We start from the raw sequence: 23461 nt of genomic DNA, 5'->3' as shown, positions 1-23461 counted from the left end.
CACCTCTGGGGCGTGATGTTGTGGGGTCCACGTGTGTCTCAATACTGAGCCTGCCGGTGGCGGATATGCCTTGGTTAGATGTTTGGTGAAGATTCGATGAAGGACCATGGTGTCCCAAGCAGTCGACGACTGCCCTCGTCCGTGATGGTGGTCGTCGTGAAGTGAAACCTTTGGATTCGTTGCGGGTGGACAGTGGGACCTCTCCCGCACATCGCGTCCGAAGAGTTCAGGGCAGACGGAAGGTCATCGGGGCAGTCGAATTCGGGATCAAATCAGTGATCGGAGCTTGTGGCATGACTGGTGAATCGTCGTAGGCGCAAACTGTTCGTGACGACGAAGATGGAGCTGAAAGCCATGGCAGCGCCGGCGATCAGCGGGTTCAACAACCCCAGCGCCGCCAGAGGCAACGCCGCCACGTTGTAGGCGAAGGCCCAGAAAAGGTTCCCTTTGATGGTTTTCAACGTCGAGCGCGACAGACGGATCGCATCTGCGGCGGAGCGCAGGTCGCCTCGGACAAGGGTGAGATCGGAGGCTTCGATGGCGACATCGCTGCCGGTGCCCATGGCCAGACCTAAGTCTGCTTGTGCCAGAGCAGCGGCGTCGTTGACACCGTCACCGACCATAGCGACTGTATACCCACGGCTTTGGAGGTCTTTGACGGCGCTGACTTTGTCCGCGGGCAAGACTTCGGCGATGACATCGGCGGCTTCGATCCCCACTTGTTTTGCGACGGCGACGGCGGCGCGAGCATTATCGCCGGTCAACAGGATGGGACGTAGTCCCAAGGTTCGGAATGCAGTGATGGCCTCTTTCGAGGTGTCCTTGACAGTGTCCGAAACGACCACGATTCCGCGGATCGAACCGTCCCACGCAACCCACACCGGGGACTTTCCGTCGGCTTCCGCGTCGTGTGCGGCCACTTCCAGATTCTTGGGTGCGACGAGAGACCAGTCCTGCTCTAACCAGGTTCGCCGACCTATAGCAACGGCTCGGCCGTCTACGACACCGGAGACGCCTCGGCCGTCGTGGTTGGAGAAACCTTCGATTCTCGGCAACGGCCGGCCGTCAGCCCGAGCTGCAAGAGTGATGGCCTGCGCGATCGGGTGTTCGGAGCCGTCCTCCAACGCTCCTGCGACAAAAAGTAATTCGTCGATATTCTCGCCATCTGCGCCGACTGTCGAATCGACACTCATGCGCCCGGTGGTGACGGTCCCGGTCTTGTCGAGCACGATGGTGTCGACCTGACGGGTGGATTCGAGAACCTGGGGGCCTTTGATGAGAATCCCCAACTGGGCGCCGCGGCCCGTTCCGACCATCAGCGCCGTCGGTGTTGCCAACCCCAATGCACAGGGGCACGCGATGATCAGCACGGCAACGGCGGCGGTGAACGCCGTCACCATCGAGTGACCGGTCAAAAGCCACGCACCCAACGTCATCAGTGAGAGAACGATGACGACCGGGACGAAGATTCCGGAGATGCGGTCGGCGAGACGTTGGACCTGAGCCTTGCCGTTCTGTGCATCTTCGACCAGTCGTGCCATCTGAGCGAGCTGAGTGTCGGCGCCGATACGAGTTGCTCGAACGAGGAGTCGCCCTCCAGCGTTGACGGTGGCGCCGACAACGGCGTCGCCAGGGCGCACTTCGACTGGCACGGATTCGCCGGTCAGCATGGAGGCGTCCACCGCAGATGTGCCGTCGGTGACGATGCCGTCGGTCGCGATCTTTTCGCCGGGGCGTACGACGAAGATGTCACCGACCACCAATTGTTCGGTGGGAATTCGGATCTCGGTGTGTTCCCTCAACACCGCTACGTCTTTGGCTCCCATGTCCATCAGTGCGCGTAGGGCTGCACCCGACTGCTTCTTGGCGCGGGCTTCGAAATATCGCCCCGCCAGTATGAAGACGGTGACCGCAGCAGCGACTTCCAGATAGATGTGGTCCGCTCCGCCCTCCTGCTGTGGGAACAGGCTGAACTCCATCTTCATGCCGGCCATTCCGGCATGACCGAAGAACAACGCCCACAGTGACCACAGGTAGGCCGCCGACACCCCCACCGAGATCAGAGTGTCCATTGTTGCCGCGCCGTGTCGGGCATTCGTCAGTGCAGCGCGGTGGAAGGGGAGTGCGCCCCAGACGACGACGGGAGATGCGAGCGTCAAGGCCAGCCACTGCCAGTTCGTGAACTGCAATGGCGGGATCATCGACAATGCGACCACAGGCACAGTCAATGCGAGCGAGACGAGCAGTCGGGTCCGCAGTTGCGAAGCCTCGTCCTGGATTCGGGCGTCCACCCCGTCGGTAGTGCCGACCTCCCCGGACGAGCCCTTGGGGGCAGGCAAGGTGGCGGTGTATCCCGTTGCCTCGACGGTGGAGATCAAGTCTTCAGGTGCTACCGCACCCGTGAAATCGACCTTCGCCTTTTCGGTCGCGTAGTTCACTGTCGCGGTGACGCCGTCGATCTTGTTGAGCTTCTTTTCGATTCGCGCGGCGCAGGAGGCGCAGGTCATGCCGCCGATGACCAGTTCGACACTGTGTGCGGACTCGGCAGCGACGGTCGTGTTGTCCAGGGTGCTCATCAGATGTACCTCTCCTGACCTGCCTACGCTGGCGGTGTGGGCGCCCGGTCAGATGTTCGCGAGATGATAGTTGCCGGCTTCGTCGAGCGCGGCAGTTACTTGTTCCTCGGTCAGTGGCGCTGAAGCTGTGACGGTCACGGTGGAGACTCCTCCGGCGACGAGATCGATCTCGACCTCGCTCACTCCGGGGAGGGCGCGCAGCTCGTCCGTGACGGCGCCGACGCAATGCCCGCAGGTGAGGCCGGTGACCGCGAACGTGTTGTTGGTTGCAGACATGATGTCCTCCGTAGGGGTGGGCGCGGATGTCGTGGGTGATTTCTTCGTCGAGTTGCATCCACAGCCGCGTTGCGTCTTATCGAGTAGATTCGGCTGCGAGTTAGTCTGACCGCTCATGATTCCCTTCCCGTCTGGTACCCCAGGGGGGTACCTGTTTCTACTATACTCGCGTTAGGAGAAGGTGAGTCAAGGCTGCGCCTCGACTACTTCCGTCGGACATTTGGTCGGATTCTCCCTCGTGTATTCGCCCGCGCAGAGAACGTCGAATTTCGAGCGCCCGTGGAGTGTCGCCAGGTGTACACCGGAGCCATGGGCAGTTGCGCCGTTCGCGGGATTTCGATCCCAGTCCAGCGGCAGGGCAGAGGCCGGGGATTCCGGGACGCTGACCCGATGCCGGGGCGGCCACAATCTCACCTCGCCGAACGGGGTAGGAAGAGGCATCGAATGAGATGCCGGCCCAATCAGGTCGCGCCTCCCGTGCTGGTGTGATCGTGTGTTCGGACGTCTCCACGTGTCAGACGATGTAGCCCAAGCGGGTCATCATACCCGACTCCTGGTGATATCCGTTGTGGCAGTGGAGCATCCAGTCGCCCGGGTTGTCGGCGATGAGATCGACAGCGACAGATTCCATCGGACGAACGATGACTGTGTCCTTACGAGGGCCGACACCGCCGTCACCTTTGACCACTTGGAACGTATGCCCGTGCAGATGCATGGGATGCCACATCATCGTCATGTTGGTGAACGTGAGCCGGGCTCGGTCCCCTTCTTTGACGGTCAGAGGTTCGGTTTGGTCGTAGTTCCGACCGTTGATCGTCCATTGGTAGCTCATCATGTCCCCCCCGAGGTCTGCCACGAGATCGACACCGGTGCCATCGCTTCGCGGCAGAACGACACTTTCGGCTGCAGTGAACGACTCGACCGTGCCCACTCGACCTGCCAATTCCCGAGGGAGGAACGACGCGTCGGGCGCAGCGCCCGAGCCTGTACGCAGCAGCGTCCGAGCCTGAGCGTTCTTACCCTCGGCCGCGGCGACGAGCGGGAATACACCGTCCTTGACCGTGACGATCACGTCGTAGCGCTCACCCATGCCGAGGAGAAGCGCATCGACTTCTGTCGGTACGACCGGAAAACCGTCCGTATGGGTCACGGACATCACGTGATCGGCAAGGGCGACTCGAAAAGCGGTATCCGCACCCGCGTTGATGATGCGAATACGCACACGCTGACCGGGAGCGGCCGAGAAAGTTGTCGGTGCAGAAGCTATCCGCCCGTTGATCAGATAGTACGGATAGCTGACGTCACCCGCGTCCCCACCGAGCAGAGCGCTTGATTCTACCGAGTTAGGGCCACCCGAGGTGGCGGGCAGCGTGGTTTCGGCCGACCCGTGGTTCATTCCACCCATGCCAGGCATGTTGCCCATCCCGGATCCGCCCATCGAACCCATGCCGTTTCCGGACTGAAGGTCGGAGAGGATCTGTTGCGGACTCGTGCCGACTCCATCCGTCCAGTCGTCGAGAACCACGATCCATTCGGCGTCGTAGTCGACGGGCTCGCGGGGGTCGTCGACGACGATGGGGAGATACAGGCCGTAGTCGGTGTCGAGACCGACATGCGGGTGAGCCCAATACGTTCCCGAATGAGGTACTGAGAACCGGTATGTGAAGTTCTGCCCCGATTCGATGTTCGGGCTTGCCGGCATGGCGCCGTCCATGTCGTTGCGAAGCGCGATGCCGTGCCAATGCACCGATGTCTGATGATCGAGTCCGTTGTTGACGGTGATCGCCAACTCGTCACCGACATTCGCGCGAATCAACGGACCGGGAACACTGTCGCCGTATGCCAGAGTGCGCACCGTGATGCCGCCGAGATCGATATCGGCACCCTGCGGATTGAGCGTGTAGTCCACGGTGCGACCGGTATGCGGGCGCGCTGCCTCAGCGGACGTGATGGCATTCTTGTCGAACGGCGGGGGGTTCGGGTTGGACGATCCGCTGGTGGTGCATGCGGTCAACGCCAGGCCACCCGCCCCCGCCGCCGTGGCGGCGAGAAACGTACGTCGACTGAAAGCCGATCCTGTGAACGGCGCAATAGCCATGATTGTGATTGTCCTTGTCTAGTCGTTGTGGAGAAACGGAACTGATACGCCACCGAGCCCGGGGCGCGCGTGCGGCAGAGGTCAACGACTCTCGTGTCGACGAGAGGATCGATCCAAAGCTTCACTGCGGGAGCGATACTCGTCATCGTCGATCTCGCCGCGGGCGTAGCGCTCATCCAACAGATGCTGCGCATTCGTACCACGGAGTTCGCTGCGGGTACTGCGCCTGGGACGAAACAAAGCAAGTAGGGCCGCAATGACCAACCCCCAAAATGCGATCATCGCCAGCGCCATCAGAATCCAGCTGACCCAACCCATTCCATAACCCGAATTCTCGCTCCACCACATCATGTCCGTTCACTCTCCTCACCTTCGACAGTGCTCGCCGAACCCTCTGGGATCGGTGTGCTTTCTATGAAGATTCGCTGAAGAGGTGACCGCATACCGTGTATCGCGTGCGCAGCGGCGACTGAGCAGTCCACGATGGTGGCATGGACAGTACGTCAACACGGTCAACCGACGGGTACGCAGGTTTTCGGGCACTGGTCGTCGACGACGAACGCCCACTGGCCTCGATCATCTCGAGTTACCTCGAACGAGAGTCATTCGAGGTGAGTGTGGCCTACAACGGTTTCGACGCTCTCGCCCTGGCACGTGAGGTCGATCCTGATGTGGTGGTCCTCGATCTCGGGTTGCCCGGTATCGACGGCATCGAGGTATGCCGGGAACTTCGTACATTTTCGGATGCATACGTGGTGATGCTGACTGCTCGCAGTGAGGAAGTGGACACCATCGTCGGGCTTTCTGTCGGTGCCGATGATTACATGAGCAAGCCGTTCAGCCCCCGAGAGTTGGTAGCGAGGATCCGCGCGATGATGCGCAGACCCCGCAGCGGAGTCGCGCACGGTACAACTGCGAGAGCGGTAACCCGAGACGAGGAGAGTCCGCCAATGACGTTCGGGGTGCTCAGGATCGACGTTGCCGGGCGAGAGGTCTCGGTCGCCGAGAAACCGGTTCTGCTGACTCGGACGGAATTCGACGTGTTGGCGGCATTGGCCGCTCGGCCGGGGATGGCGTTCAGCCGTCGGCAACTGATCGAAGCAGTGTGGGGTCCTGCGTGGACGGGGAACGAACATCTTGTCGATGTTCATATCGGTCATCTGCGCCGCAAACTCGGCGATGATCCCGCCGCGCCTTTGTATGTCAATACCGTGCGCGGCATCGGGTACCGAATGGGTTCCGGAAAATGACTACCCTGGAAGAACTTTCGTCTCATCAGGGGCGTACCCGCCGAGGACTCGGTGTCGGCGTGCGTTTGTTGATGGCCCAAACGCTGGTCTTGGTGGCAGGAGCGGCCACCTCATGGGTCGTTGCAGTCACTGTCGGTCCGAGTTTGTTCCGCGAGCATCTGCGCCGCGCGGGCGTGCCTCCGATGTCTGAGGAGCAAATGCATGCCGAGCAGGCATATCGCTCGGCAACTGCGGTCTCGTTGTCCGTGGCGATCGGCGCAGCTGCGTTGTGCGCGCTGGCTGTGACCTGGTATCTCAGTCGTCGGCTGCAGCGGTCGGTGACTGCGGTGTCAACTGCCGCCACGGCAGTCTCGGCGGGAAACTACGCGGCCAGAGTCCCGCCGCCGCAGCTCGGTGACGACTTCGACGCACTTGCGACGGCCTTCAACGAAATGGCGGTCCGTCTCGAGTCTGCCGAGTCGATGCGTCGACGGTTGCTGGCAGATCTCGCGCACGAGATCCGGACGCCGGTAGCTGTTCTCGAAGCATTCATGGAAGCGCTCGAAGACGGAGTGGAAGCTCTCGATGATCACACCATTGCGATGCTCAGAGATCAGACCCGACGTCTGGCACGGTTTTCCGGCGACGTCTCGGCGCTGTCCGATGCCGAGACGAATCGAGCTGCAATCGAACCGACATGGACCAGACCTGAGGTACTGGTGAGCTCAGCGGTAGCGGCGCACGAAGAACGATACGACACGAAAGCAGTCATTCTGAGCGTGGACGTCCCCGGAAATCTGCCGTCGGTGTGGCTGGACCCGGAGCGCATAGGGCAAGTGTTGAGCAATCTGCTCGACAACGCACTGCGCCACAGTCGATCACAGAGCACAGTGAAGGTGCGGGGACGGGTGAAAGGGGATCGGTTCATCCTCACACTCACCGACGAAGGCGATGGAGTCGCCGCCGAGCACCTCCCCTATCTGTTCGAGCGTTTCTATCGCGCCGACGCAGCACGCGATCGTGCTCACGGAGGGGCAGGGATCGGACTGTCCATCGCGAAAGCACTCGTCGAAGCACACGGTGGACAGATCACCGCCGCGAGTGACGGAGCCGGGCAAGGCACCACCTTCGTTATCGCGTTGCCAGTACATCGTCCGAAAGGGCGGCACATCGACTGCCGGGGAACTGTCGATGCGTGACATTCGACGCGACATTCGAGGTAATGGAAACGCTCCGGGAACACCCACTCACCCCGCCGCTACCGGCACACCTGGTCAAGAACTCGTGAGGTGAACCGATCAATGACGATTCAAGAGACCAGAGCGCAGAGGTGACCCGGCCCGGGGACTTACACTTCGATCGCTGTGACGTAGGCACTCGCGCACACCGAACCCGAGACCAGGAACCAACTACTCAGGCTCTCCCCTGAACTGTGATACCGCACGGTCACGTCGTTTCCCGCGGTGATGGGAGAGCGATATTCGAGAATCGCTCGGTAGGGGAGTGGATTTCGGGGTCCGGCCCAATCTCTGATCAGGTCTTCGACAGGCTGCCAATACGTGGCGTTGTTGACGTGGTTGAACGGATCGATATCGCTCGATCGTAAGACGAATGTCGTTTCCTCCCCATCGCCCGGATGAGCGGTGTGCCAGGGTTTCCACTTCAATCGGTGATCGTTGGCGGTCGAACCGAGTCCGGCCATGAAACTCTCTTCGATCCTGGAAGGCATCCCGTTGACCGGATTGAGATTTATCCAGAATCCTTCGGTCTCGATCAAGCCGCCGCCGTCGGATTCGATGCGGACACGCATCGTGCACCACCTGCTCGACAACCCCGAGCACCATCTGCGCATGCGCACACGAGCCGGCCAGCTGACCGGACGAATGACATCGATGACTGTGCGGCGCACGACCCACACCGGGTGGGCAGCCGCTGCGCCGCTCGCATCGAGATCGTCGAAACCGATGTCCTGCAGATAACGTGCAACGCCATCGAGTCGCACCGTCCCGGAGACGTCGATATCTCCCGTCCGTACCGGCCGAGAGGTTTCGAACACCGCGCCATTGGTCGGCAAATCCACCAGGCGGTGGTTGCGCATCGCGTCAGCTTCCATTTTGCAGATCCCTTAGATGTGATTGTTCGCTTCGATACTTTGCACACCCTTGCTGCAACGTAGTGCGATCCCTACGCCCAGTCCCGCATCAGCCGCCGGGTCTGCCGCAGTCGTACCCAGTAGTCCGTGCCCGGTCTCCGAACATGGTGAACAAGGAGCCTATCCAGTCTCGCAAACTACTACACTGTCCGCGCGATTGCCGGTTGACGTTCGATGTCCTTTCCAGGTCCTTCTTGAGTGTGCCCAAGATCGTTGCGGCACCATGGAATTCCCATATTCCTCGGCTCGGCCTCGAAGCGCCTCGTCTCGCCGCAGTGCCCACCCGCGCGTTCGCGCTCGACCTCTACCTACTATCCAGGTTCGTAGTTCAGCTACTATCGACCTTAGTAGTTCGGTGGGCATCCGCGCCAACCGAGAGATTGGGGCGACGGTGAGCAAAAAATCAACCAAAACCCGCGCGAAACAGCGGTCTACGACGCAGAGTCGAGCCCGACGCGCCACGTCACCGAAGCGGAACCCCACTTCACGACCGCACGACGAAGTCGGCACAACACCCCGTGCTAGGCCCAGTCCGGCCGGTAGTGCCGTGGAAGAACTGGCCGCAGCGGCCGCAGCGGCGTATCTGAGTAAAGCAGCGCCGACGCCAGCCTCGGCCTTGGCTCAAGCACCGCCGGCGCCGGCCATCGCCGAAAAGGCGATGCCCACCAAGCCATCGGGCACTGAACGCGTTGCCCGGCCATTGGGTGACGACGAGTCGACCGCTGCAACGGAACTCGCTGCGCCCGGCGGTGGGTGCGCTGAAGCGTTCACGCAGATAGAACCACAGGGGCTCGCAGCAACGTACTGGGGAGAATCGCCCGAGGTTACTTCCGATCTGTCGATTCTGTTCCGAGGAGCCCGCAACAGCCCGGGCAGCGAACCGGAACGTTTCGAGAGGGTCACCCACGTCAACGGTGTTCCAGCGGGGGAACGCTTCGCGGTGACTGCGAGAATCCGCGGAATCGCCACTGGTAGTTGGACTGTCAGTGCCGAGCGCATCGAAACTCCGGACGACACCACCGGGCAGTTCGACATCGCAGCTCCGCAGACCGCCACGGCCTGGACTACCGCAGCGCCATTGGTGCACGGGCCCGGCGTGCGACTCTGGACGTGGCCGCTGTTGGTCGGTTTGGGTGCAGTGTTCGCCATCGTCATGCAGGCACTGCTCTTGACCCGTATGAGCGAGAACGCCACTGCGGCAGTTCTCATTTCGATCCTCGGCTGCCTTCTCGGCTACGTGGGTGCGAAGCTCTGGTACTTGGCACTTCACCGCCAGAGCCTTCGAAAATTCGTCTCTGCCGGCGCATGCATACAAGGATTTTTGGTGGTGTCGCTCGCGGTATTGGTGCTCGGCGGAGCAGCCTTCGGTCTGGGCGTCGGTGTGTTACTGGACATGACAACGCCCGGGTTGTTTCTCGGGATTGCGATCGGGCGCCCGGGATGCTTTTTGACAGGATGCTGTTCGGGTCGACCTACCAGGTCGAGATGGGGAATGTGGGCTTCGGACCGGACTCTCGCGGTGCGCCGAATCCCCGTGCAACTGATCGAAGCGTTCGCAGGCTTGATCATCGGCCTCGCGACACTGATTTTCGTCCTCTACGGCACCGAAACGCCCTATGACGGAGCAGTATTCGTTGTCGCCGCGGCTATCTACACGTGGGTCCGTCAAGGGTTGTTCCCCTATCGTGCGGACCCTCATACACGGCGCGGGCGGCTTCTGACCAGCGCGGCATGCGGAATTGTCATCGTCGCGACGATTCTGCTGGGCGTGGTGTGATCGTGACCCAGAGTAGTAGCCTTTTGCGCTTTTCTGCCGATGCCACGTGCGCAGAAGGTGAGTCTCACGAAAATTGGGATGGCCACGAATCAAGTTTCGCGCGGGATCTGGCCAATTCGATTGGCGCCGCGTTCGGTGCATGAGGCCGGTTCAGTTCGAGGAGGGGGTGAACCGGCCTTGAGCACTGGCCCCCTGCGGGCCGGACTCCTTGTTCGTCCACGACCCGGTTTCGCACTGTTTCAAGCACCTGCTGCGCATGAAGCCATCGCCATCGCACCCAGTAGCGCCAGAAGAGGCGCCGCAGGTAGGACGATCGCCGTTCCGCAGGCAGCAAGGGTGCGGAGGTAGCGAATGGGCGCCGGGTGGTGGGTGCGGTGGGAGGACAGACGATCAAGTCGCAACGCCAGGCAATCCTGCGCTATTCCCAGAGCCGCCACGGGCACCTCGTGAGGTGTCATACTGCAGAGTGCGCGGTGCACGGATTCGCGCCCATGCTGACGAACGGCTCGGGAGTCGGCTTCGATTTCCACCAACGCACGGACCAATGGGGGCGAAGATCGCATGATCGGAAGCCACGGAAACGCGTAGGCGAGCGTTTGAGCTGCGCTGACGAGCAGATGGTGCCGCCCCGTGATGTGTGCTCGTTCATGTGCGAGTACTGCAGCAAGAGCCTCGGTGTCGAGTTGATCTCTCAATCCGTCGCTCGCAACTACAAGCGCGGGGCGCCCAGCGATACTGTAGGCGAAGGGCACAGAAACCGGGAGCCAGAGCAGTGACGAGGACCGTGCACCCCCCAGAATGCGCAGCAACCCGAGGTGCTGCTGGTGTAGCTCGCGGCGAGTGCGGGAGAAGCTGAACAGATGGACGGTGCCTCGCACCGCCCCGATGACCAGGGCTGACCCACCGAGTACACCCACCGCCGTCTCGAGCCTGGCCGGCGCGTCGTCGTGAAGGGCGAGCCAACAGCTGTGGGCGAATTCGATCAGCGACGAGACACCACCGTGACTGGGTAAAAGGCTCAAGATCACCGGGACACTGATACTCACTACAGTTCCGAGTGCCAGAGCGCCCCACAAGACGAGGACGACATGCGGATCAACGCCGCGACGCATCATCGATCCGAGGAACAGCGGGGAGAGTGCGGCAACGAGAAGGCCACCGACCGCCCACGCGAGGACGGCTGTCACTTCTTGCCTCGTTCACGCAATCCACGCGCCAGGATCTTCGATTCGACGTCGGATGTCCCGCGAACAAAATGCAACAGGACCCCGGTCGGGTCTCCGGTGGATTCGAGAAGTGCGCGCAACCCGTCAGCTGCCGCTTCCTCGCGGCTTCGCGTGGCTTCGTACCAGTACGCGCGCCCGTTTCGCTGACGATGCACCCAACCTTTGCGATGAAGATTGTCCATGACGGTCATCACCGTCGTGTACGCCGGTTCACGGTCGTCATCGAGGCCGTCGATGACGTCGCGCACACGGACCGGTTCGGTGGAGCGCCACAGCACATCCATCACCAGCGCCTCGAGCTCTCCCAGACCTTGCATTTTTCCTCCTCGTAGAGCTGCATTCGTCACCGCACCGTGCGAGTGCCCAACCTGCAACCTCCGTCGCTTTCGTACGGGGCCCAACCAGCGCTGTCGGTGATTCGTCGGTCACAGTGATGTGGGACCGCTCGATGAGGGTGTCGTGTCGACTCTGCACGCTGGAGGTTGCCGAGACGGCGAACCGAAGCCCTGTAGAAATACTATCTGTTCTGCTTCCCGTCGCCGCCCCGATACGGCGGCGGTGTCTGGCGACCTCCTCCCGTGACGATCTGCCGAACCCCTGTCAGCTCTGACAGTGTCAAAAGGTTTATCCAGCACTTTCGCGTCGACTACGGGAGAACGTCTCGCGCGGAGCTTCTGTTTGCGATTCAGCATCGTTTGCCGGCAGGGCGACAGGTCTTACAGCGCGCTGCCTTCCGACCATCGGTCCCACGGCACACTCCAGTCGCCGTTCTGCCACAATTCGAGAGGGGCGCCGCCGGTATTGCGTATCTCCACGACATCTCCGGGAAGCGAAAAATCATAGAACCATTGAGCATTGGCGCGACTGAGGTTCAAGCAGCCGTGTGAAACATTGGTATTGCCTTGCGCCCAGACTGTGTCTTCGAGTTCGTGAAGGTAAATTCCGTCGGTGCTTATTCGGGTGGCGTAGTTGATTTTTTCCTTGTACCCCAGCCGGGAATTGACGGGAAGTCCGTAGGTCGACGAGTCCATGATCACGGGGTTGGCCTGATCGAGGACGGTGTAAATGCCTGGTTGGGTCCAGAAGGAGATCGTTTGGCCGTTGACGAGCTCGGTTCCTCCCATGCCCATCGATGTCGGCATAGTGCGCACAGTTTTGCCGTTGCTCGTGACCGTCACTTGCTTGGTCGTATCGTCGGCGACGGCGATATGCGAGTCGCCGATGGTGAATGCAGTCGTGGCGTCTTCCTGTCCGAACAGTCCGCCACCGAGCGGGACGCCGAAGACCGCAGCCCGGACCGTGACCTCGGTGCCGGGGGGATAGTACGCACGAGGTCGCCAGTGAACATTCTGGTCATCCACCCAGTACCACGAGCCTTCGAGCGGCACCGACGTTTGCACAGTCAGGCTTTTCTCCGCCGCTGCACGATCGAGGATCGGCTCGTCGAAATGCGTGACAATAACGATCCCTACCCCGAAAGTGCCACCATCTGTGAGGAGGTTACCCCCGGCCGTCACGAAGGATGGTTTGGTCAGGTTCCGCGGCTTGACTGTGGAGAAGGTGCTGGACTGATCGAGACGTGAGCCATCGTTTTGGGTGGCTGACGCTGTCATCGTGTAGGTCTTCCCGTAGTCCAAGGACGCGCCGGGTTTCCACACCTGCCGGTCAGGGGTGAAGATGCCATCGACCACAGCCCCGCCCACTTCGGTGAGCACTACCGAGTCGAGCCTCCCGCCAACAGATTCCACCGTGACCGGATCAAGGGGGTTGACGGTATCTGTCCCCCCGGAAGGAGTCATCACCAGCGCGGAGACAGGAGAGTCGTTCTCGGCGGGCGCACCCGTGTCACTCGGTGCGGACTGCGGTGCTGTGGAGGTGCATCCTGTCAGCGTTGCGACCATAAGGACAAGGACGACTAACCCTGTATGCCGTGTTGAGGCCATAATTGTTCCTTCACGTCAGTGGGTGGGGAGCGCCGACGAAGACAGTGATTCGCAAGGGACGCAAGTAATCAGATGGAAGATCAGAGCGGACAACGAGAAGAGAGGCTTCGACGGACAGGCCTAGCCACTCGCCAGTTTCCGGATCAGTTCTGTTGCAAAAGTGCTTGCATCGCGGTGATCTCGGACTGCTGTGCGGCGATGATATCGGTAGCCAATTGCTTGGCGTCGGCGTTGTCGCCATCGGATAGTTCCGATTGGGCCGTCGCGATCGCGCCGGAGTGATGTTCGATCATCATCTTCAGCCACGCGGTGTCGAAGTCCCCATCGCGCAGCCCCTCCAATTGAGCGATCTGCTGCTGGGACATCATTCCTGAGGCATTGTCCGCGCTCGTGCCCACCGCTCCCATCGATTGCGCAACACCCAACTTCGCGCAGATCATCGCGAAACCCTTTGAGGTGTATTGATTGGGCTCAATCGGTGGACGCAACATTCGAGGTCAGGAGGGTGTTGTGGGTCGTCCATCGGATTGGGTGCGGGAAGTAACGGGCAGGGCTCCGATGAGGTCACCGGGAGCACCGGGCCATCCTCGGTCGAAGGAACGGCAGTTTTGGGACCAGATCGCCACAGGCAAGCTTCCTCGTGAGGCAGCTGACGCTGTCGGCGTGGCGCAAGCGGTTGGTCAGCGGTGGTTCCGGCACGCTGGCGGGATGACGCCGTATTTATGGCCCGCGCCGGCAGGCAGGTACCTTTCTTTGGCAGAGCGTGAGGAAATCGCGATCCTGCACGCCACCGGCCACGGAGTGCGCGCGATCGCGAGTGCCATCGGAAGGAGCCCGTCGACGATCTCGCGGGAGCTGCGGCGTAACGCTGCCACGCGTGGAGGCACGCTCGAATACCGCGCCAGCGTGGCGCACTGGAAAGCCGAGTTGTTTGCCCGCCGCCCGAAGACCGCCAAGCTCACGGCCAACGATCGGTTACGGCACTATGTTGAGGACCGACTCTCGGGCCGGATCACCAAGCCGGGCGGCGATGCTGTCGCCGGACCGCTCGAACGGCAATGGAAAGGCTTGAACAAGCCCCATCGTCAGGACCGCCGATGGGTGAAAGCGTGGAGCCCCGAGCAGATTTCGAACCGGCTACCAATCGATTTCCCGGATGATCTGAGCATGAGAATCAGCCACGAAGCCATCTACCAGTCCCTGTTCATCGAGGGCCGCGGCGGCCTGCGCCGCGAACTCATCTTGTGCCTGCGCACCGGCCGTGCTCTGCGCATGCCGCGGGCAAGAGCAAAGCGTGCTGCCTGGGCTCACGTGAGCCCGGACGTACTGATCAGCGAGCGTCCCGAAGAAGCCGACGACCGTGCGATCCCCGGGCACCACGAGGGTGACCTCATCATCGGTACGGACAGGTCCGCAATCGGAACCGTCGTCGAGCGCACAACCGGATACACCACCCTCGTGCACCTGCCACGGGAGCGTGGGTGGCGACAGCAACCGATCACCAAGAACGGGCCGGCACTGTCGGGATACGGAGCGGTGTCGATGAACAGAGCGTTGACACAGGCACTGGCGTCGATGCCCACCGAACTCAAACGCTCGCTGACCTGGGACCGCGGGAAAGAGATGTCCGCACTCGCCCAGTTCACCATCGACACCGGGCTGAAGGTCTACTTCGCCGACCCGCACAGCCCGTGGCAACGAGGCACCAACGAGAACACGAATGGACTACTGCGCCAATACTTTCCGAAGGGAACTGATCTCTCGCGATGGAACCCAGACGATCTCGCGGCAGTCGCCCACGCTCTCAACACGCGACCACGGAAACGACTCCAATGGCGAACCCCCGCTGAAGCTTGGGACGAACACCTACGATCAATTCAACAGCAACGTGTTGCTTCGACCGGTTGAATACGCCTTGACTTCCGCGATCGGCGTGGAACACTGCACCGGCAAGACCGCCGCGGGTCAGTGCTGCGGCACCTAAGGCATCTTCGACGAGTTCGGTACGCATGTGCTCGGCGATCGACCAGCCCACCAGGCGGCGGGAGAAGCAGTCGATCACCGTGGCCAAATACAAGAACTCATTGTCCCCGCATGGCAGATACGTGATGTCACCGACGTATCGGGTATTCGGTGCGATCGCGGTGAAATCACGGTTGAGCAGGTCCGGCGACGGAGTGTCGGCTGGTTCGGCGATGGTGGTGCGGTGTTTTCGGCGCAGTCGCAGGCCCTCGATGTTGTTGGCGCGCATGATCCGTGCGATCCGTTTGTGATTGATCCGCTGGTCGGCGGGTTGTCCGTGATTGATCTCGGCGGTGATCCGGGGCCGCCCGTAGGTGTTGTCCCACCGTGTGGACGGCGCGGATCTTGTCGGCGAGTTCAGCGTCGGCTGCGGCCCGGGCGGCTCGTTTCTCGGCGGCGTTGATCCATGCGTAGTACGACGAGCGGGCGATATCGATGACCTGGCACAACCGCTTCACCGGGTAGGTGTCGGAGTGGTCTGCAACGAACTGGAAGCGGTTCACCAGTTCGTCTCTCCGGCGAAATATTTTGCCGCCGACCGCAGGATGTCTCGCTCAGTTTCGAGCTTGGTTTTCTCCGCGCGTAGGTGTGCGACCTCGGCGCGGAGCCTGGCGGCTTCCTGCTCGGGTGTCTCGCCGGTGCCGGGCCCCGGAGCGGTGGCGGCGGGTCTGCGGATCGGGATACCCGCATTTCTCAGCCATGTGGTCAGGGAGCCGTGGGATACGCCGAGATCGGCGGCGATCCCGGCTACGGTCGCGCCGCCGGTGTCGCGGTACAGCTCGACTGCGTCGCGGCGGAACTCTTCGGAGTAATTTTTCTTTGCCATCGGGTTAGATCTTCTCGCTTTCCCTGGTCTGAGACCAGGATCAAGCGTGTCCAACCCGCGGGGTCAAGGCCCGTCGATGCTAAGTTCCGCGCTGCTCAGGGCGGCTTTTTTTGCAAGCCTGTTGACTGGATTGGAACGAGGGGGCGTGAGTGTTAGTGGGATCCTCCTGCAAAAAGTTGTCAGGTGACTGCAGTACTATCAAAATCGTGACCGACGAGAATGACATCCTCTATCACTACACAAACTTCGGAGGATTCTCCGGCATCATCAAAAGTCAAAAGCTCTGGGGAACCGATATAAAGTATCTAAATGATGCTCAGGAACTCAAATACAGTGCCGGGTTGATGGCCGAGATCTTTCACTCCTTGGCTCAGGAACTACCTGACCTTACAGAGGAAGAGCGGAGGGAGTGTGGTGACTTCTTCACGACCGAGGGGCCCGACCATCGAGATCCGTCGTACCTTGGACCAAAGAAACATGCACTTCGAGCCGCCGCCTGGTCGCTTGCGGCTCTCGTAGACGAGTCACAGCCGCAGATGCCATACGATTGGAAATGGGCGAACGGGTATGTCACTTGCTTTACTACCGAACGTGACTCGCTCGGGCAGTGGCGTGGATATGCAGGTGGTGATGGTTTCGCCGTAGGTTTCGATCGGGCGAAGCTAGCGGAGCTGACCTACCAATGCTGGGATTACAAAGCAGGAAACCGAATGGAACCGGACGGAAGAGGTTGGGTTGATGCTCCGATCCCTGGGCCGCGACCCATCTTCTATGGTGACGAGGCGCGGGCCGAAAACTTGAATTTGGTTCAAAACTTCCTCCGTTCACGTATTTCTGAAAAGCCAGCTGCGGTTAACTACTTCAACTTTGTCACGGAGATGTTCAACGCCGCCGGTCGGTTGTGCATGACTCTGAAAGATGAATCATTCCAAGCTGAGAAAGAATGGCGACTTATCGCTATGTTCGCAGAGGCGTCCGCGCGACTGAATTTCCGGCAGGGAAGCTACGGTACTGGAGGCGTGGTTCCGTACATCGAGATCGGTTTTCCCCGTGACGCCATTGTGAAGGTTGTGATCGGGCCAGGTAATGCGCCAGATCTACGAGAGAGAGCAGTTCGTCAGATGTTGGAAGCCAACGGATATGCGATCGGCGAGGTTGATCTAGAGAGATCAAAAGTGCCGTACCGGGGTTGAACCCTCGACTGACCGGCGGCGTCCATCGCCGCCGAACATGTCGGGTCCCCGAACTATTCTTGAACCCGCGACGAGCCTCAGGTCGCCACACTGACCAGACCGAAGCGAAAGCCGAAGTCCTGAACTGCAACAACCCTTGCAGCTCGGTCACACGTGGCGACCTGATTCTCATTTGTGCACCACAAATCGGCGGTGCCCGTATTGCGGCTCTCGGCAAGTGTGCGCTCGAAGCGGAATTTCTGGGATGCAAAGAATCGAACACCTGAGAAAGGTATTCCACGCCGCTGACCAGCGCAGTCGATCATTTTCGGGAGATGATCGTCCGCAACACGAAACGGAACACCACAGCGGTACCGGCTCCGACCGCGACACCGGCCAGGAGAACCCCGACAGCGACACCGAGAACTGTGGCGGCCACGGTCCCCAACGCGACATCGGCAGGCGCCGGCCGAGGACTGGTGATCGCACTTCCCCTTTCGCGACAGTCGACAACGGACTCGCACAGATCATCACGCGCCGTTTGACGAGGAAGTCGGACCCACGCTGTTCAATGGGACAGGAACCGACTACGAGGAGATCAGGCTGTGCGGGCGCTACGCAAACAAGAGCAGACCGGGCATTATTCGGTCGGATGCAACCGAGCAGCGTCAGCAGGAGTGAGCCGCCGGACCACGTAGTGCGCATCGCGGCCTACCCCACGTAGGGATGCGGACGAGAGGCTTCGTTGCCATTCCAGTCCCACGTACCCGAGCCCTGGGTGGGTGGTGGACAGGCCCTTCCGGTGGCGGGGATGGCCAGTGTCGGTGAGTGCCCCGAGTTCTGCGAGGTAGTCCAGGTTGGGGGTGTATCCCGTGGCGAGGATGACCGCGTCGACGGTTGTTGTGGTGCCGCCGGGCCAGAAGGCTTGGTTTCCTTCGAGTTTGGTGAACATGGCGCGGCGTTGCGGTGTGCCGGCGGTGAGCGCGGCGCGGTAGCGGCCGGTGTCGAACACCGGCGACGTCGGTGGCCGCGAGAGAAGATGCCCGATCGGGAGGGCGTCGATTCCGGTGTACTTGAACCAGAAGTGCATGTCTCGGCGTAGGGGTCGTTGCGGCGCGAATGTCACGGGGTTTCGGCTGGCCAGGATCACATCGGCTGTTTCGGCGAGCTCGGCAGCGATCTGTACTGCGGAGTTCCCGGCTCCGACCACGATGACGTTCTGCCCGGCGTAGGCGGTGGGTTCGCGGTAGTCGGCGGCGTGCACAACAGTCCCGGTGAAGGCATCCAACCCTTTCAGTGCGGGACTGTGTGGAGTTTCGAATCCTCCTGTGGCGGCAATGATTCGAGGTGCGGTGAAGGCGGATCCGCTGTCGGTCCGGACGGTGAACTGGCCGCCGCTGGTGGTGACGGTATCGGCTCGTTCGTTGACGTGAATGTCCACATCGAGGGTCTTTGCGTAGCGGCGGAGGTAGTCGACGACTTCGTCGCGTCCGGGATAGCGGTCACCGTCGCCGCCGAACGGTAGACCGGGGAGGGAGCTGTACTTTGCTGGTGAGAACAAAGTGAGGCTGTCGTAGTACTGCGGCCAGGAGCCGACGGGTTCGCTACCCGCTTCGATGATCGCGGTGTCGAGCCGCTGGCGGCGCAGATGATGGGCTGCGGCCAGGCCGGACTGACCGCCACCGACGACAATCGCGTCGTAGTACGTCATGAGAATTGTCTTTCGGTCAGGAAGTGATCGGAATCGTTGTGGTGGTGCGGAGGGCGGGGATGGTTGCTGCGCTGATCACGGCGCCGACGAGGGCAATCGCTCCGAGGACGAGGTAGGCGTGGGCGTAGCTTCCGGTCCAGGTGGAGAGCACGGTGCCGGCCCACGGAGCCAGGGCCATGACGATGACGATCGGTGCGGACATCAGCCCGTTGAGGCGCCCGTAGTGTTCGCCGCCCCAGCGGTCGGTGATGGCGGTGGCCTGGATCAGGGTGAAGATGCCGCGGACCAGTCCGGCGCCGACGGCGATGCCGATCAACGCCGCCGTAGAGCTCGCCAGACCTAACCACACGGTGCTCAGACCGGCAACGGCGATGACCGATACCGTGCGTACGCGGACACTGGTCTTCGCTGCGAGTGGTAGGTAGAAGATGCGGCCGATGACCTGGCCGGCGCCGCCCAGCCCGAGCGTGAGTGCGGCGAGGCTGGGACTGAAACCGCGTTCGATCAGTAGCGGTACGAGGTTGAAGACGCCGGCGGATGCGGCGAAAGCGGCTGCCGCGAGGGCGACGATCAGAGCAAGGAATGGGAGGCTGCGTGAGGTGCGGTGGTAGTCGCCGGGCTGCGCGTGGGGCAGGCGGATGGGGTCGGGCCACCCGCCACGCAAACCCCAGATGTGTCCGGGGATGGTGATCACAGCCAGTATGGCGGCGAGCACCAGGTAGGTTGTGCGCCAATCGAATCGATCGGCCAGAGCGACAGACAGTGGCGCGAACACCGTGCTGGCCAGACCCGCGGCGAGGGTGAGAATCATCAGTGCTTTGACGTAGTTGTCGCCGTACCAGCGAGTCAGTGCGGCGAATGCCGGTGGATACAGCACCGCGCCCATCGCGATGCCGGCGAACACCCAACCCGCGAAAAACAGGGGGAGGGTGTGAGCTGTCGCGATGACCACCAGTGCGGGTACAGCGAGTACAGATCCTGTGGTCATGACCCAGCGGGGCCCGTGGCGATCGAGGATCCGTCCCACCGGTATGCCGACGGCGGCGGCGGCGAGTTGGCTGACCGAGAACGCCGCCACGATCACAGCGCTCGACCATCCGGTATCGCGGGAAATGGCTACCGACAGAACGGGAAACGCGTAGTACAGAATCCCCCAGCTGGTGATTTCGGTCAGACACAGCGCCACCAGGACCCGCCGCAGCCCCGACGGATCGAGGCTGACGGGGCGAGGCGGATCTTCGATGGTCGTCATCGGCTGTGCCCTATCCGCAGGAGTTGGAACTGCCGGAGGGACTGGACAGCGAGATCAGCTCCGGAGCAGGTGCGGCGCAGCAGCCACCCTCGGATTCCGCGGTATCGGGTTCGTCGAAAACACCAGCGCCGCCGCAGACTCCGGTTTCCGGGAGGATCAACTCCACCCGGGCGGCGGCCTCGTGATCGCCGGCGAGTTCGGCGGCGATGCTGCGTACCTGCTCGTACCCGGTCATCGCCAGGAACGTCGGCGCGCGGCCGTAGCTCTTCATCCCCGCCAGGTACATACCCGGTTCGGGATGGCGAAGTTCTTTCGCGCCGTGCGGATAGACCGTGCCGCAGGAGTGGACGTTCGGGTCGATCAGAGGCGCCAACTGTGTCGGGGCCTGCAGCACGGGGTCGAGGCCGAGTCGGATTTCCGACAGCCACGACAAGTCGGGGCGGAATCCGGTCAAGGTGACGACGTTGTCGACGTTCTCGATCCGGGTGCCGGCATCGGAGACCAGTGCGAGCTGACCATTGTCGGCGGATTCGACGGCGGCGGTGCGGAAACCGGTGACCACGGTGAGAAGTCCGTCGTCGACAGCCTTCTTCGCGCGGAGTCCGAGTGCGCCGCGAGCGGGCAGCTCGTCCGACTCACCGCCGCCGAACGCGGAACCGATAGCCCCGCGGCGAACAGCCCACGTGATGCGCGTACCGGGGGCTTGCTTTTCGAGTCCGGCTAGCGCGACGATGGCAGTCAGTGCGGAATGGCCGCTGCCTGCGATGACGGTGTGTTTCCCGGCGAACTGGGCACGGATCGCCTCGTCGTCGAGGTCGGGCACACGGTAGGTGATCGCGGCAGCGGCAGCCCTCTCGCCGAGGGCGGGCAGTCCTTCCCCGCCGAGCGGGTTCGGGGTGCCCCAGGTGCCGGAAGCATCGACGACGGCCTGGGCGAAGACGCGGTCCTCGCTGCCGCCTGGGCGGCGCAGGTGGATGGAGAGAGGTTCGGTATCGCGGCCGGCGTCGACGACCAGGTCGCGGCCACGTCGGGCGACGCCGATCACCTCGGTGTCGAACTGCACCGCATCACCGAGGGCGGCGGCGAGGGGTTCGAGGTAGAGCTGACGCCACTGCTGTCCGGTCGGGTACGCATCTACGTCGGGAGCGCTCCACCCGTTCTGCTCGAGCAGACACTGCGCGGCGGGATCGACGAGTTCGGACCAGCGGGAGAAGAGCCGGACGTGATTCCATTCGGCGATCGCCGTACCGGCGACGGCGCCTCGCTCAAGCACCAGCGGCGTGAGTCCTCGTTCGCGCAGTTGCGCGGCGGCGGCGAGGCCGATCGGTCCAGCTCCGATCACGACAACGGGTAGTTCGGTCATCACAAATTCCTTTCATCGACAATGATCGATCTTTAATTCGAACTGTATCGATATCAGTCGATGAATGCAACCATCGACGAAGGTCGATATAGTGTGTGCATGACATCGCTGCAGACCCCGACGGTGCGCGTCGGCGATTCGGACCCAGGTGCGGTCGACTCGAATGTGCTCGAGCAAGCTGACGCCGACACCTACGCGCAGTGGTTCGCGTGCCTGGCCGAACCGATGCGGGTGCGGCTGCTGCACCGCGTCGCGAGCGCTGCTGGCGGCATCACGATCGGGGCTCTCGCCGAGGCGTTGGGGATCGGGCAGCCCACGGTCTCCCACCATGTACGTAAGCTCGCCGATGTGGGATTCGTCAGCCTGCGCAAAGAGGGGACCAGCACCGTTGTCGCGATGAATCCGACGTGCTGCGTCGCGTTGCCGCAGGCCGCCGACATCGTGATGGGAGTTCTCGCGCCGCGGCCGTGCTGCCCGAGCGATCTTCCTGACGATGTCGCCGTCCGGGTCATGTCCGATGACGACTGGGACGCCGTTCTGCGGATCTACGGCGAAGGGATCGCCACGCGCAACGCCACTTTCACCACCGAAGTCCCCAGCCGGGAGTATCTCGATGCGCAGTGGCTGCCGAATCATCGCTGGGTCGCCACCATCGACGATGTCGTCGTCGGCTGGGCTGCCCTGAGTTCGACCTCCGGGCGGGACTGCTACCGCGGAGTCGCCGAAAATTCCGTCTATGTCGCCGACGGGATGCGCGGGCGAGGTGTCGGAAAAGCGTTGCTACGCAAGCAAGTCATGGCAGCGGACGCGGATGGGCTCTGGACCCTGCAGACGTCGATCTTCCCTGAAAATCGCGCCTCCGTCTCCCTGCATCACTCGGCAGGGTTCCGCACCATCGGGATCCGCGAGAAGATCGCCCAACTCGACGGGATCTGGCGCGACACAGTCCTGCTCGAACGCCGAACGGCAGCGGATTCCTGATTTTCTGAACCGCCAATCGAAGCATTTTTCGGCAATCGATCCGCCATATGTGATCAGCAACTCGAAGCAACCCCTTAGCTCGAGTGCAGAGTGAATCTGCTGAGACGTGATTCCCGCTGTAACTGGCAAATTATTCGTGGGCTGGTGTCACGTCCTCCTGCAGTGAGTTCTTGAGGGCTCGGGATCAGCGGCTTCACAGCAGAGCGGTCACCGTCGGGGATGTACGTGCAGACGAACTGGAGCGGGTGAAACTGAAAGTCTTCGCGAGTCGCCGATCGGAGTGTGCAACGCCGCCTGCATCTACATGCCGGTTGAGTATCACATCTGCTGCTCTCGCTTGCCTGTCACTCGGCTGCCCGGTAGCTCGATTGGGCAGGACTGTGCAGATTGTTGCTGAAAAGCGGTCGGTCCATGCCAGGGGTGCGGAGGTCGAGCGAGGACGGCTAGACCACGGGTTGCGCGGCGTCCTTGTCGAGAATTCCGTCTCTCTCCCACGGCCACGTCATCAGAGCCCAGATGATGAATACGATTGTCATCCCAGAAAACAGATACACCGGCCACGGACCCATCAGGTCCAGCAGCGATGCGGTGGAAGGTTTGGCGTTGAGAAAGCCGTAATTGGTATCGGCGATGCGATTGAAGATGAAAGTGACTATCGCCCATGTCAGCGTGACCAGTACCGCGAAGCGGTAGCTGCGCCATGTAGGTCGCATTCTCCGGCCCCACGTGAGATAGATCGCGGCCCAGACGACAAACAGGTGAATTGTCGACGGCCATCGTAAGCTCCCCACTGGCGGCCATTTATGGCGCATTTTGTGGCCATGGTTTCTCCCCGCGTACGGCCAGATAGTTCCCCA

The 23461-nt window shown here is 61.8% G+C and carries 17 protein-coding genes and 3 pseudogenes; 6 read left to right on the top strand and 14 right to left on the bottom strand.

What is annotated here, in order from left to right; translation table 11 throughout:
- Positions 1 to 272: 272 nt before the first annotated feature.
- The 4 genes from ABWI03_RS32390 to ABWI03_RS32375 all read right to left on the bottom strand — a co-directional run bounded on the left by ABWI03_RS32390 (position 273) and on the right by ABWI03_RS32375 (position 5301).
- The gene (locus ABWI03_RS32390; RefSeq protein ID WP_047270630.1) at positions 273 to 2576 is read right to left on the bottom strand and encodes a heavy metal translocating P-type ATPase; all 2304 of its coding nucleotides are present in this window, start codon (positions 2574 to 2576) and stop codon (positions 273 to 275) included.
- A gap of 48 nt (positions 2577 to 2624) precedes the next feature.
- Positions 2625 to 2852 (bottom strand): heavy-metal-associated domain-containing protein, encoded by a 228-nt coding sequence (locus ABWI03_RS32385; protein WP_030537788.1) that lies wholly within the window; start codon positions 2850 to 2852, stop codon positions 2625 to 2627.
- 514 nt (positions 2853 to 3366) lie between these two features.
- Positions 3367 to 4950 carry a multicopper oxidase family protein gene (locus ABWI03_RS32380; RefSeq protein ID WP_030537787.1) on the bottom strand — a complete coding sequence of 528 codons (1584 nt, stop codon included), beginning with the start codon at positions 4948 to 4950 and terminating at the stop codon, positions 3367 to 3369.
- A gap of 81 nt (positions 4951 to 5031) precedes the next feature.
- A complete protein-coding gene (locus ABWI03_RS32375; RefSeq protein ID WP_030537786.1) occupies positions 5032 to 5301 on the bottom strand; it encodes an SHOCT domain-containing protein in 270 nt (89 codons plus the stop codon).
- 140 nt (positions 5302 to 5441) lie between these two features.
- On the opposite strand from ABWI03_RS32375, the gene ABWI03_RS32370 reads away from it, so the two are divergent.
- Positions 5442 to 6200 (top strand): response regulator, encoded by a 759-nt coding sequence (locus tag ABWI03_RS32370; RefSeq protein ID WP_030537785.1) that lies wholly within the window; start codon positions 5442 to 5444, stop codon positions 6198 to 6200.
- Positions 6197 to 7378, top strand: a complete 1182-nt coding sequence (locus tag ABWI03_RS32365; RefSeq protein WP_030537784.1) for a HAMP domain-containing sensor histidine kinase — start codon at positions 6197 to 6199, stop codon at positions 7376 to 7378. Before ABWI03_RS32370 ends, ABWI03_RS32365 begins: the two co-directional genes overlap by 4 nt.
- Before the next feature lie 149 nt (positions 7379 to 7527).
- Here ABWI03_RS32365 and ABWI03_RS32360 read toward each other — a convergent pair whose 3' ends face one another.
- Complete coding sequence (locus ABWI03_RS32360; RefSeq protein WP_030537783.1) at positions 7528 to 8292, bottom strand: acyl-[acyl-carrier-protein] thioesterase; 765 nt, start codon at positions 8290 to 8292, stop codon at positions 7528 to 7530.
- Between the two features lie 586 nt (positions 8293 to 8878).
- On the opposite strand from ABWI03_RS32360, the gene ABWI03_RS32355 reads away from it, so the two are divergent.
- Positions 8879 to 10108, top strand: coding sequence for a prolipoprotein diacylglyceryl transferase family protein (locus ABWI03_RS32355; RefSeq protein WP_051720982.1), 1230 nt, complete (start codon positions 8879 to 8881; stop codon positions 10106 to 10108).
- Positions 10109 to 10347: 239 nt separating this feature from the next.
- On the opposite strand, the gene ABWI03_RS32350 is transcribed toward ABWI03_RS32355, so the two are convergent.
- From ABWI03_RS32350 to ABWI03_RS32335, 4 genes and pseudogenes are all read right to left on the bottom strand, one after another.
- A complete protein-coding gene (locus ABWI03_RS32350; protein WP_019747376.1) occupies positions 10348 to 11295 on the bottom strand; it encodes a M56 family metallopeptidase in 948 nt (315 codons plus the stop codon).
- Positions 11292 to 11651, bottom strand: coding sequence for a BlaI/MecI/CopY family transcriptional regulator (locus tag ABWI03_RS32345; RefSeq protein WP_019747377.1), 360 nt, complete (start codon positions 11649 to 11651; stop codon positions 11292 to 11294). The genes ABWI03_RS32350 and ABWI03_RS32345 overlap by 4 nt, the downstream gene beginning before the upstream one ends.
- Positions 11652 to 12050: 399 nt before the next feature.
- The gene (locus ABWI03_RS32340; RefSeq protein WP_019747378.1) at positions 12051 to 13235 is read right to left on the bottom strand and encodes a L,D-transpeptidase; all 1185 of its coding nucleotides are present in this window, start codon (positions 13233 to 13235) and stop codon (positions 12051 to 12053) included.
- A 185-nt stretch (positions 13236 to 13420) separates the two neighbouring features.
- A pseudogene (locus ABWI03_RS32335) lies at positions 13421 to 13738 on the bottom strand (DUF305 domain-containing protein); the annotation flags it as partial.
- A 97-nt stretch (positions 13739 to 13835) separates the two neighbouring features.
- Between ABWI03_RS32335 and ABWI03_RS32330 the strand changes: the two are divergent.
- Entirely contained in the window at positions 13836 to 15185 is a 1350-nt protein-coding gene (locus tag ABWI03_RS32330; protein ID WP_231783878.1) for an IS30 family transposase, read from the top strand.
- 10 nt (positions 15186 to 15195) lie between these two features.
- On the opposite strand, the pseudogene ABWI03_RS32325 reads toward ABWI03_RS32330, so the two are convergent.
- A pseudogene (locus tag ABWI03_RS32325) lies at positions 15196 to 16125 on the bottom strand (IS3 family transposase); the annotation flags it as partial.
- A 206-nt stretch (positions 16126 to 16331) separates the two neighbouring features.
- On the opposite strand from ABWI03_RS32325, the gene ABWI03_RS32320 reads away from it, so the two are divergent.
- A complete protein-coding gene (locus ABWI03_RS32320; RefSeq protein WP_125053176.1) occupies positions 16332 to 17318 on the top strand; it encodes a DUF2971 domain-containing protein in 987 nt (328 codons plus the stop codon).
- 619 nt (positions 17319 to 17937) lie between these two features.
- Here the strand turns inward: ABWI03_RS32320 and ABWI03_RS32315 are convergent.
- Genes ABWI03_RS32315 through ABWI03_RS32305 form a run of 3 tightly spaced genes read right to left on the bottom strand, consistent with a single transcriptional unit; the run spans position 17938 to position 21623 of the window.
- The gene (locus tag ABWI03_RS32315) at positions 17938 to 19008 is read right to left on the bottom strand and encodes a flavin-containing monooxygenase (protein ID WP_125053174.1); all 1071 of its coding nucleotides are present in this window, start codon (positions 19006 to 19008) and stop codon (positions 17938 to 17940) included.
- A 16-nt stretch (positions 19009 to 19024) separates the two neighbouring features.
- Positions 19025 to 20260, bottom strand: coding sequence for an MFS transporter (locus ABWI03_RS32310; protein WP_298782394.1), 1236 nt, complete (start codon positions 20258 to 20260; stop codon positions 19025 to 19027).
- 10 nt (positions 20261 to 20270) lie between these two features.
- Positions 20271 to 21623: an NAD(P)-binding domain-containing protein gene (locus ABWI03_RS32305; RefSeq protein WP_298782400.1), complete on the bottom strand. Its 1353-nt coding sequence runs from the start codon at positions 21621 to 21623 to the stop codon at positions 20271 to 20273.
- A gap of 99 nt (positions 21624 to 21722) precedes the next feature.
- On the opposite strand from ABWI03_RS32305, the gene ABWI03_RS32300 reads away from it, so the two are divergent.
- A complete protein-coding gene (locus ABWI03_RS32300; RefSeq protein ID WP_037131630.1) occupies positions 21723 to 22604 on the top strand; it encodes a helix-turn-helix domain-containing GNAT family N-acetyltransferase in 882 nt (293 codons plus the stop codon).
- 443 nt (positions 22605 to 23047) lie between these two features.
- On the opposite strand, the pseudogene ABWI03_RS32295 reads toward ABWI03_RS32300, so the two are convergent.
- Positions 23048 to 23368, bottom strand: a pseudogene (locus ABWI03_RS32295) (TMEM164-related integral membrane acyltransferase); the annotation flags it as partial.
- Between the last annotated feature and the right edge of the window lie 93 nt (positions 23369 to 23461).

The sequence above is a fragment of the Rhodococcus baikonurensis genome (genome assembly GCF_040489275.1).
GTDB classification, from domain to species: Bacteria; Actinomycetota; Actinomycetes; order Mycobacteriales; family Mycobacteriaceae; genus Rhodococcus_F; species Rhodococcus_F baikonurensis.
The sequence above is the reverse complement of the archived record's forward strand: the minus strand, read 5'-3'. Positions and strand labels throughout refer to the sequence as shown.

Coding starts and splice junctions, on each gene's coding strand:
- ABWI03_RS32360 (WP_030537783.1), bottom strand. CDS start 8,292: ATGGAAGCTGACGCGATGCGCAACCACCGCCTGGTGGATTTGCCGACC.
- ABWI03_RS32385 (WP_030537788.1), bottom strand. CDS start 2,852: ATGTCTGCAACCAACAACACGTTCGCGGTCACCGGCCTCACCTGCGGG.
- ABWI03_RS32340 (WP_019747378.1), bottom strand. CDS start 13,235: ATGGTCGCAACGCTGACAGGATGCACCTCCACAGCACCGCAGTCCGCA.
- ABWI03_RS32365 (WP_030537784.1), top strand. CDS start 6,197: ATGACTACCCTGGAAGAACTTTCGTCTCATCAGGGGCGTACCCGCCGA.
- ABWI03_RS32375 (WP_030537786.1), bottom strand. CDS start 5,301: ATGATGTGGTGGAGCGAGAATTCGGGTTATGGAATGGGTTGGGTCAGC.
- ABWI03_RS32310 (WP_298782394.1), bottom strand. CDS start 20,260: ATGACGACCATCGAAGATCCGCCTCGCCCCGTCAGCCTCGATCCGTCG.
- ABWI03_RS32330 (WP_231783878.1), top strand. CDS start 13,836: ATGAGGTCACCGGGAGCACCGGGCCATCCTCGGTCGAAGGAACGGCAG.
- ABWI03_RS32345 (WP_019747377.1), bottom strand. CDS start 11,651: ATGCAAGGTCTGGGAGAGCTCGAGGCGCTGGTGATGGATGTGCTGTGG.
- ABWI03_RS32370 (WP_030537785.1), top strand. CDS start 5,442: ATGGACAGTACGTCAACACGGTCAACCGACGGGTACGCAGGTTTTCGG.
- ABWI03_RS32300 (WP_037131630.1), top strand. CDS start 21,723: ATGACATCGCTGCAGACCCCGACGGTGCGCGTCGGCGATTCGGACCCA.
- ABWI03_RS32305 (WP_298782400.1), bottom strand. CDS start 21,623: ATGACCGAACTACCCGTTGTCGTGATCGGAGCTGGACCGATCGGCCTC.
- ABWI03_RS32390 (WP_047270630.1), bottom strand. CDS start 2,576: ATGAGCACCCTGGACAACACGACCGTCGCTGCCGAGTCCGCACACAGT.
- ABWI03_RS32315 (WP_125053174.1), bottom strand. CDS start 19,008: ATGACGTACTACGACGCGATTGTCGTCGGTGGCGGTCAGTCCGGCCTG.
- ABWI03_RS32380 (WP_030537787.1), bottom strand. CDS start 4,950: ATGGCTATTGCGCCGTTCACAGGATCGGCTTTCAGTCGACGTACGTTT.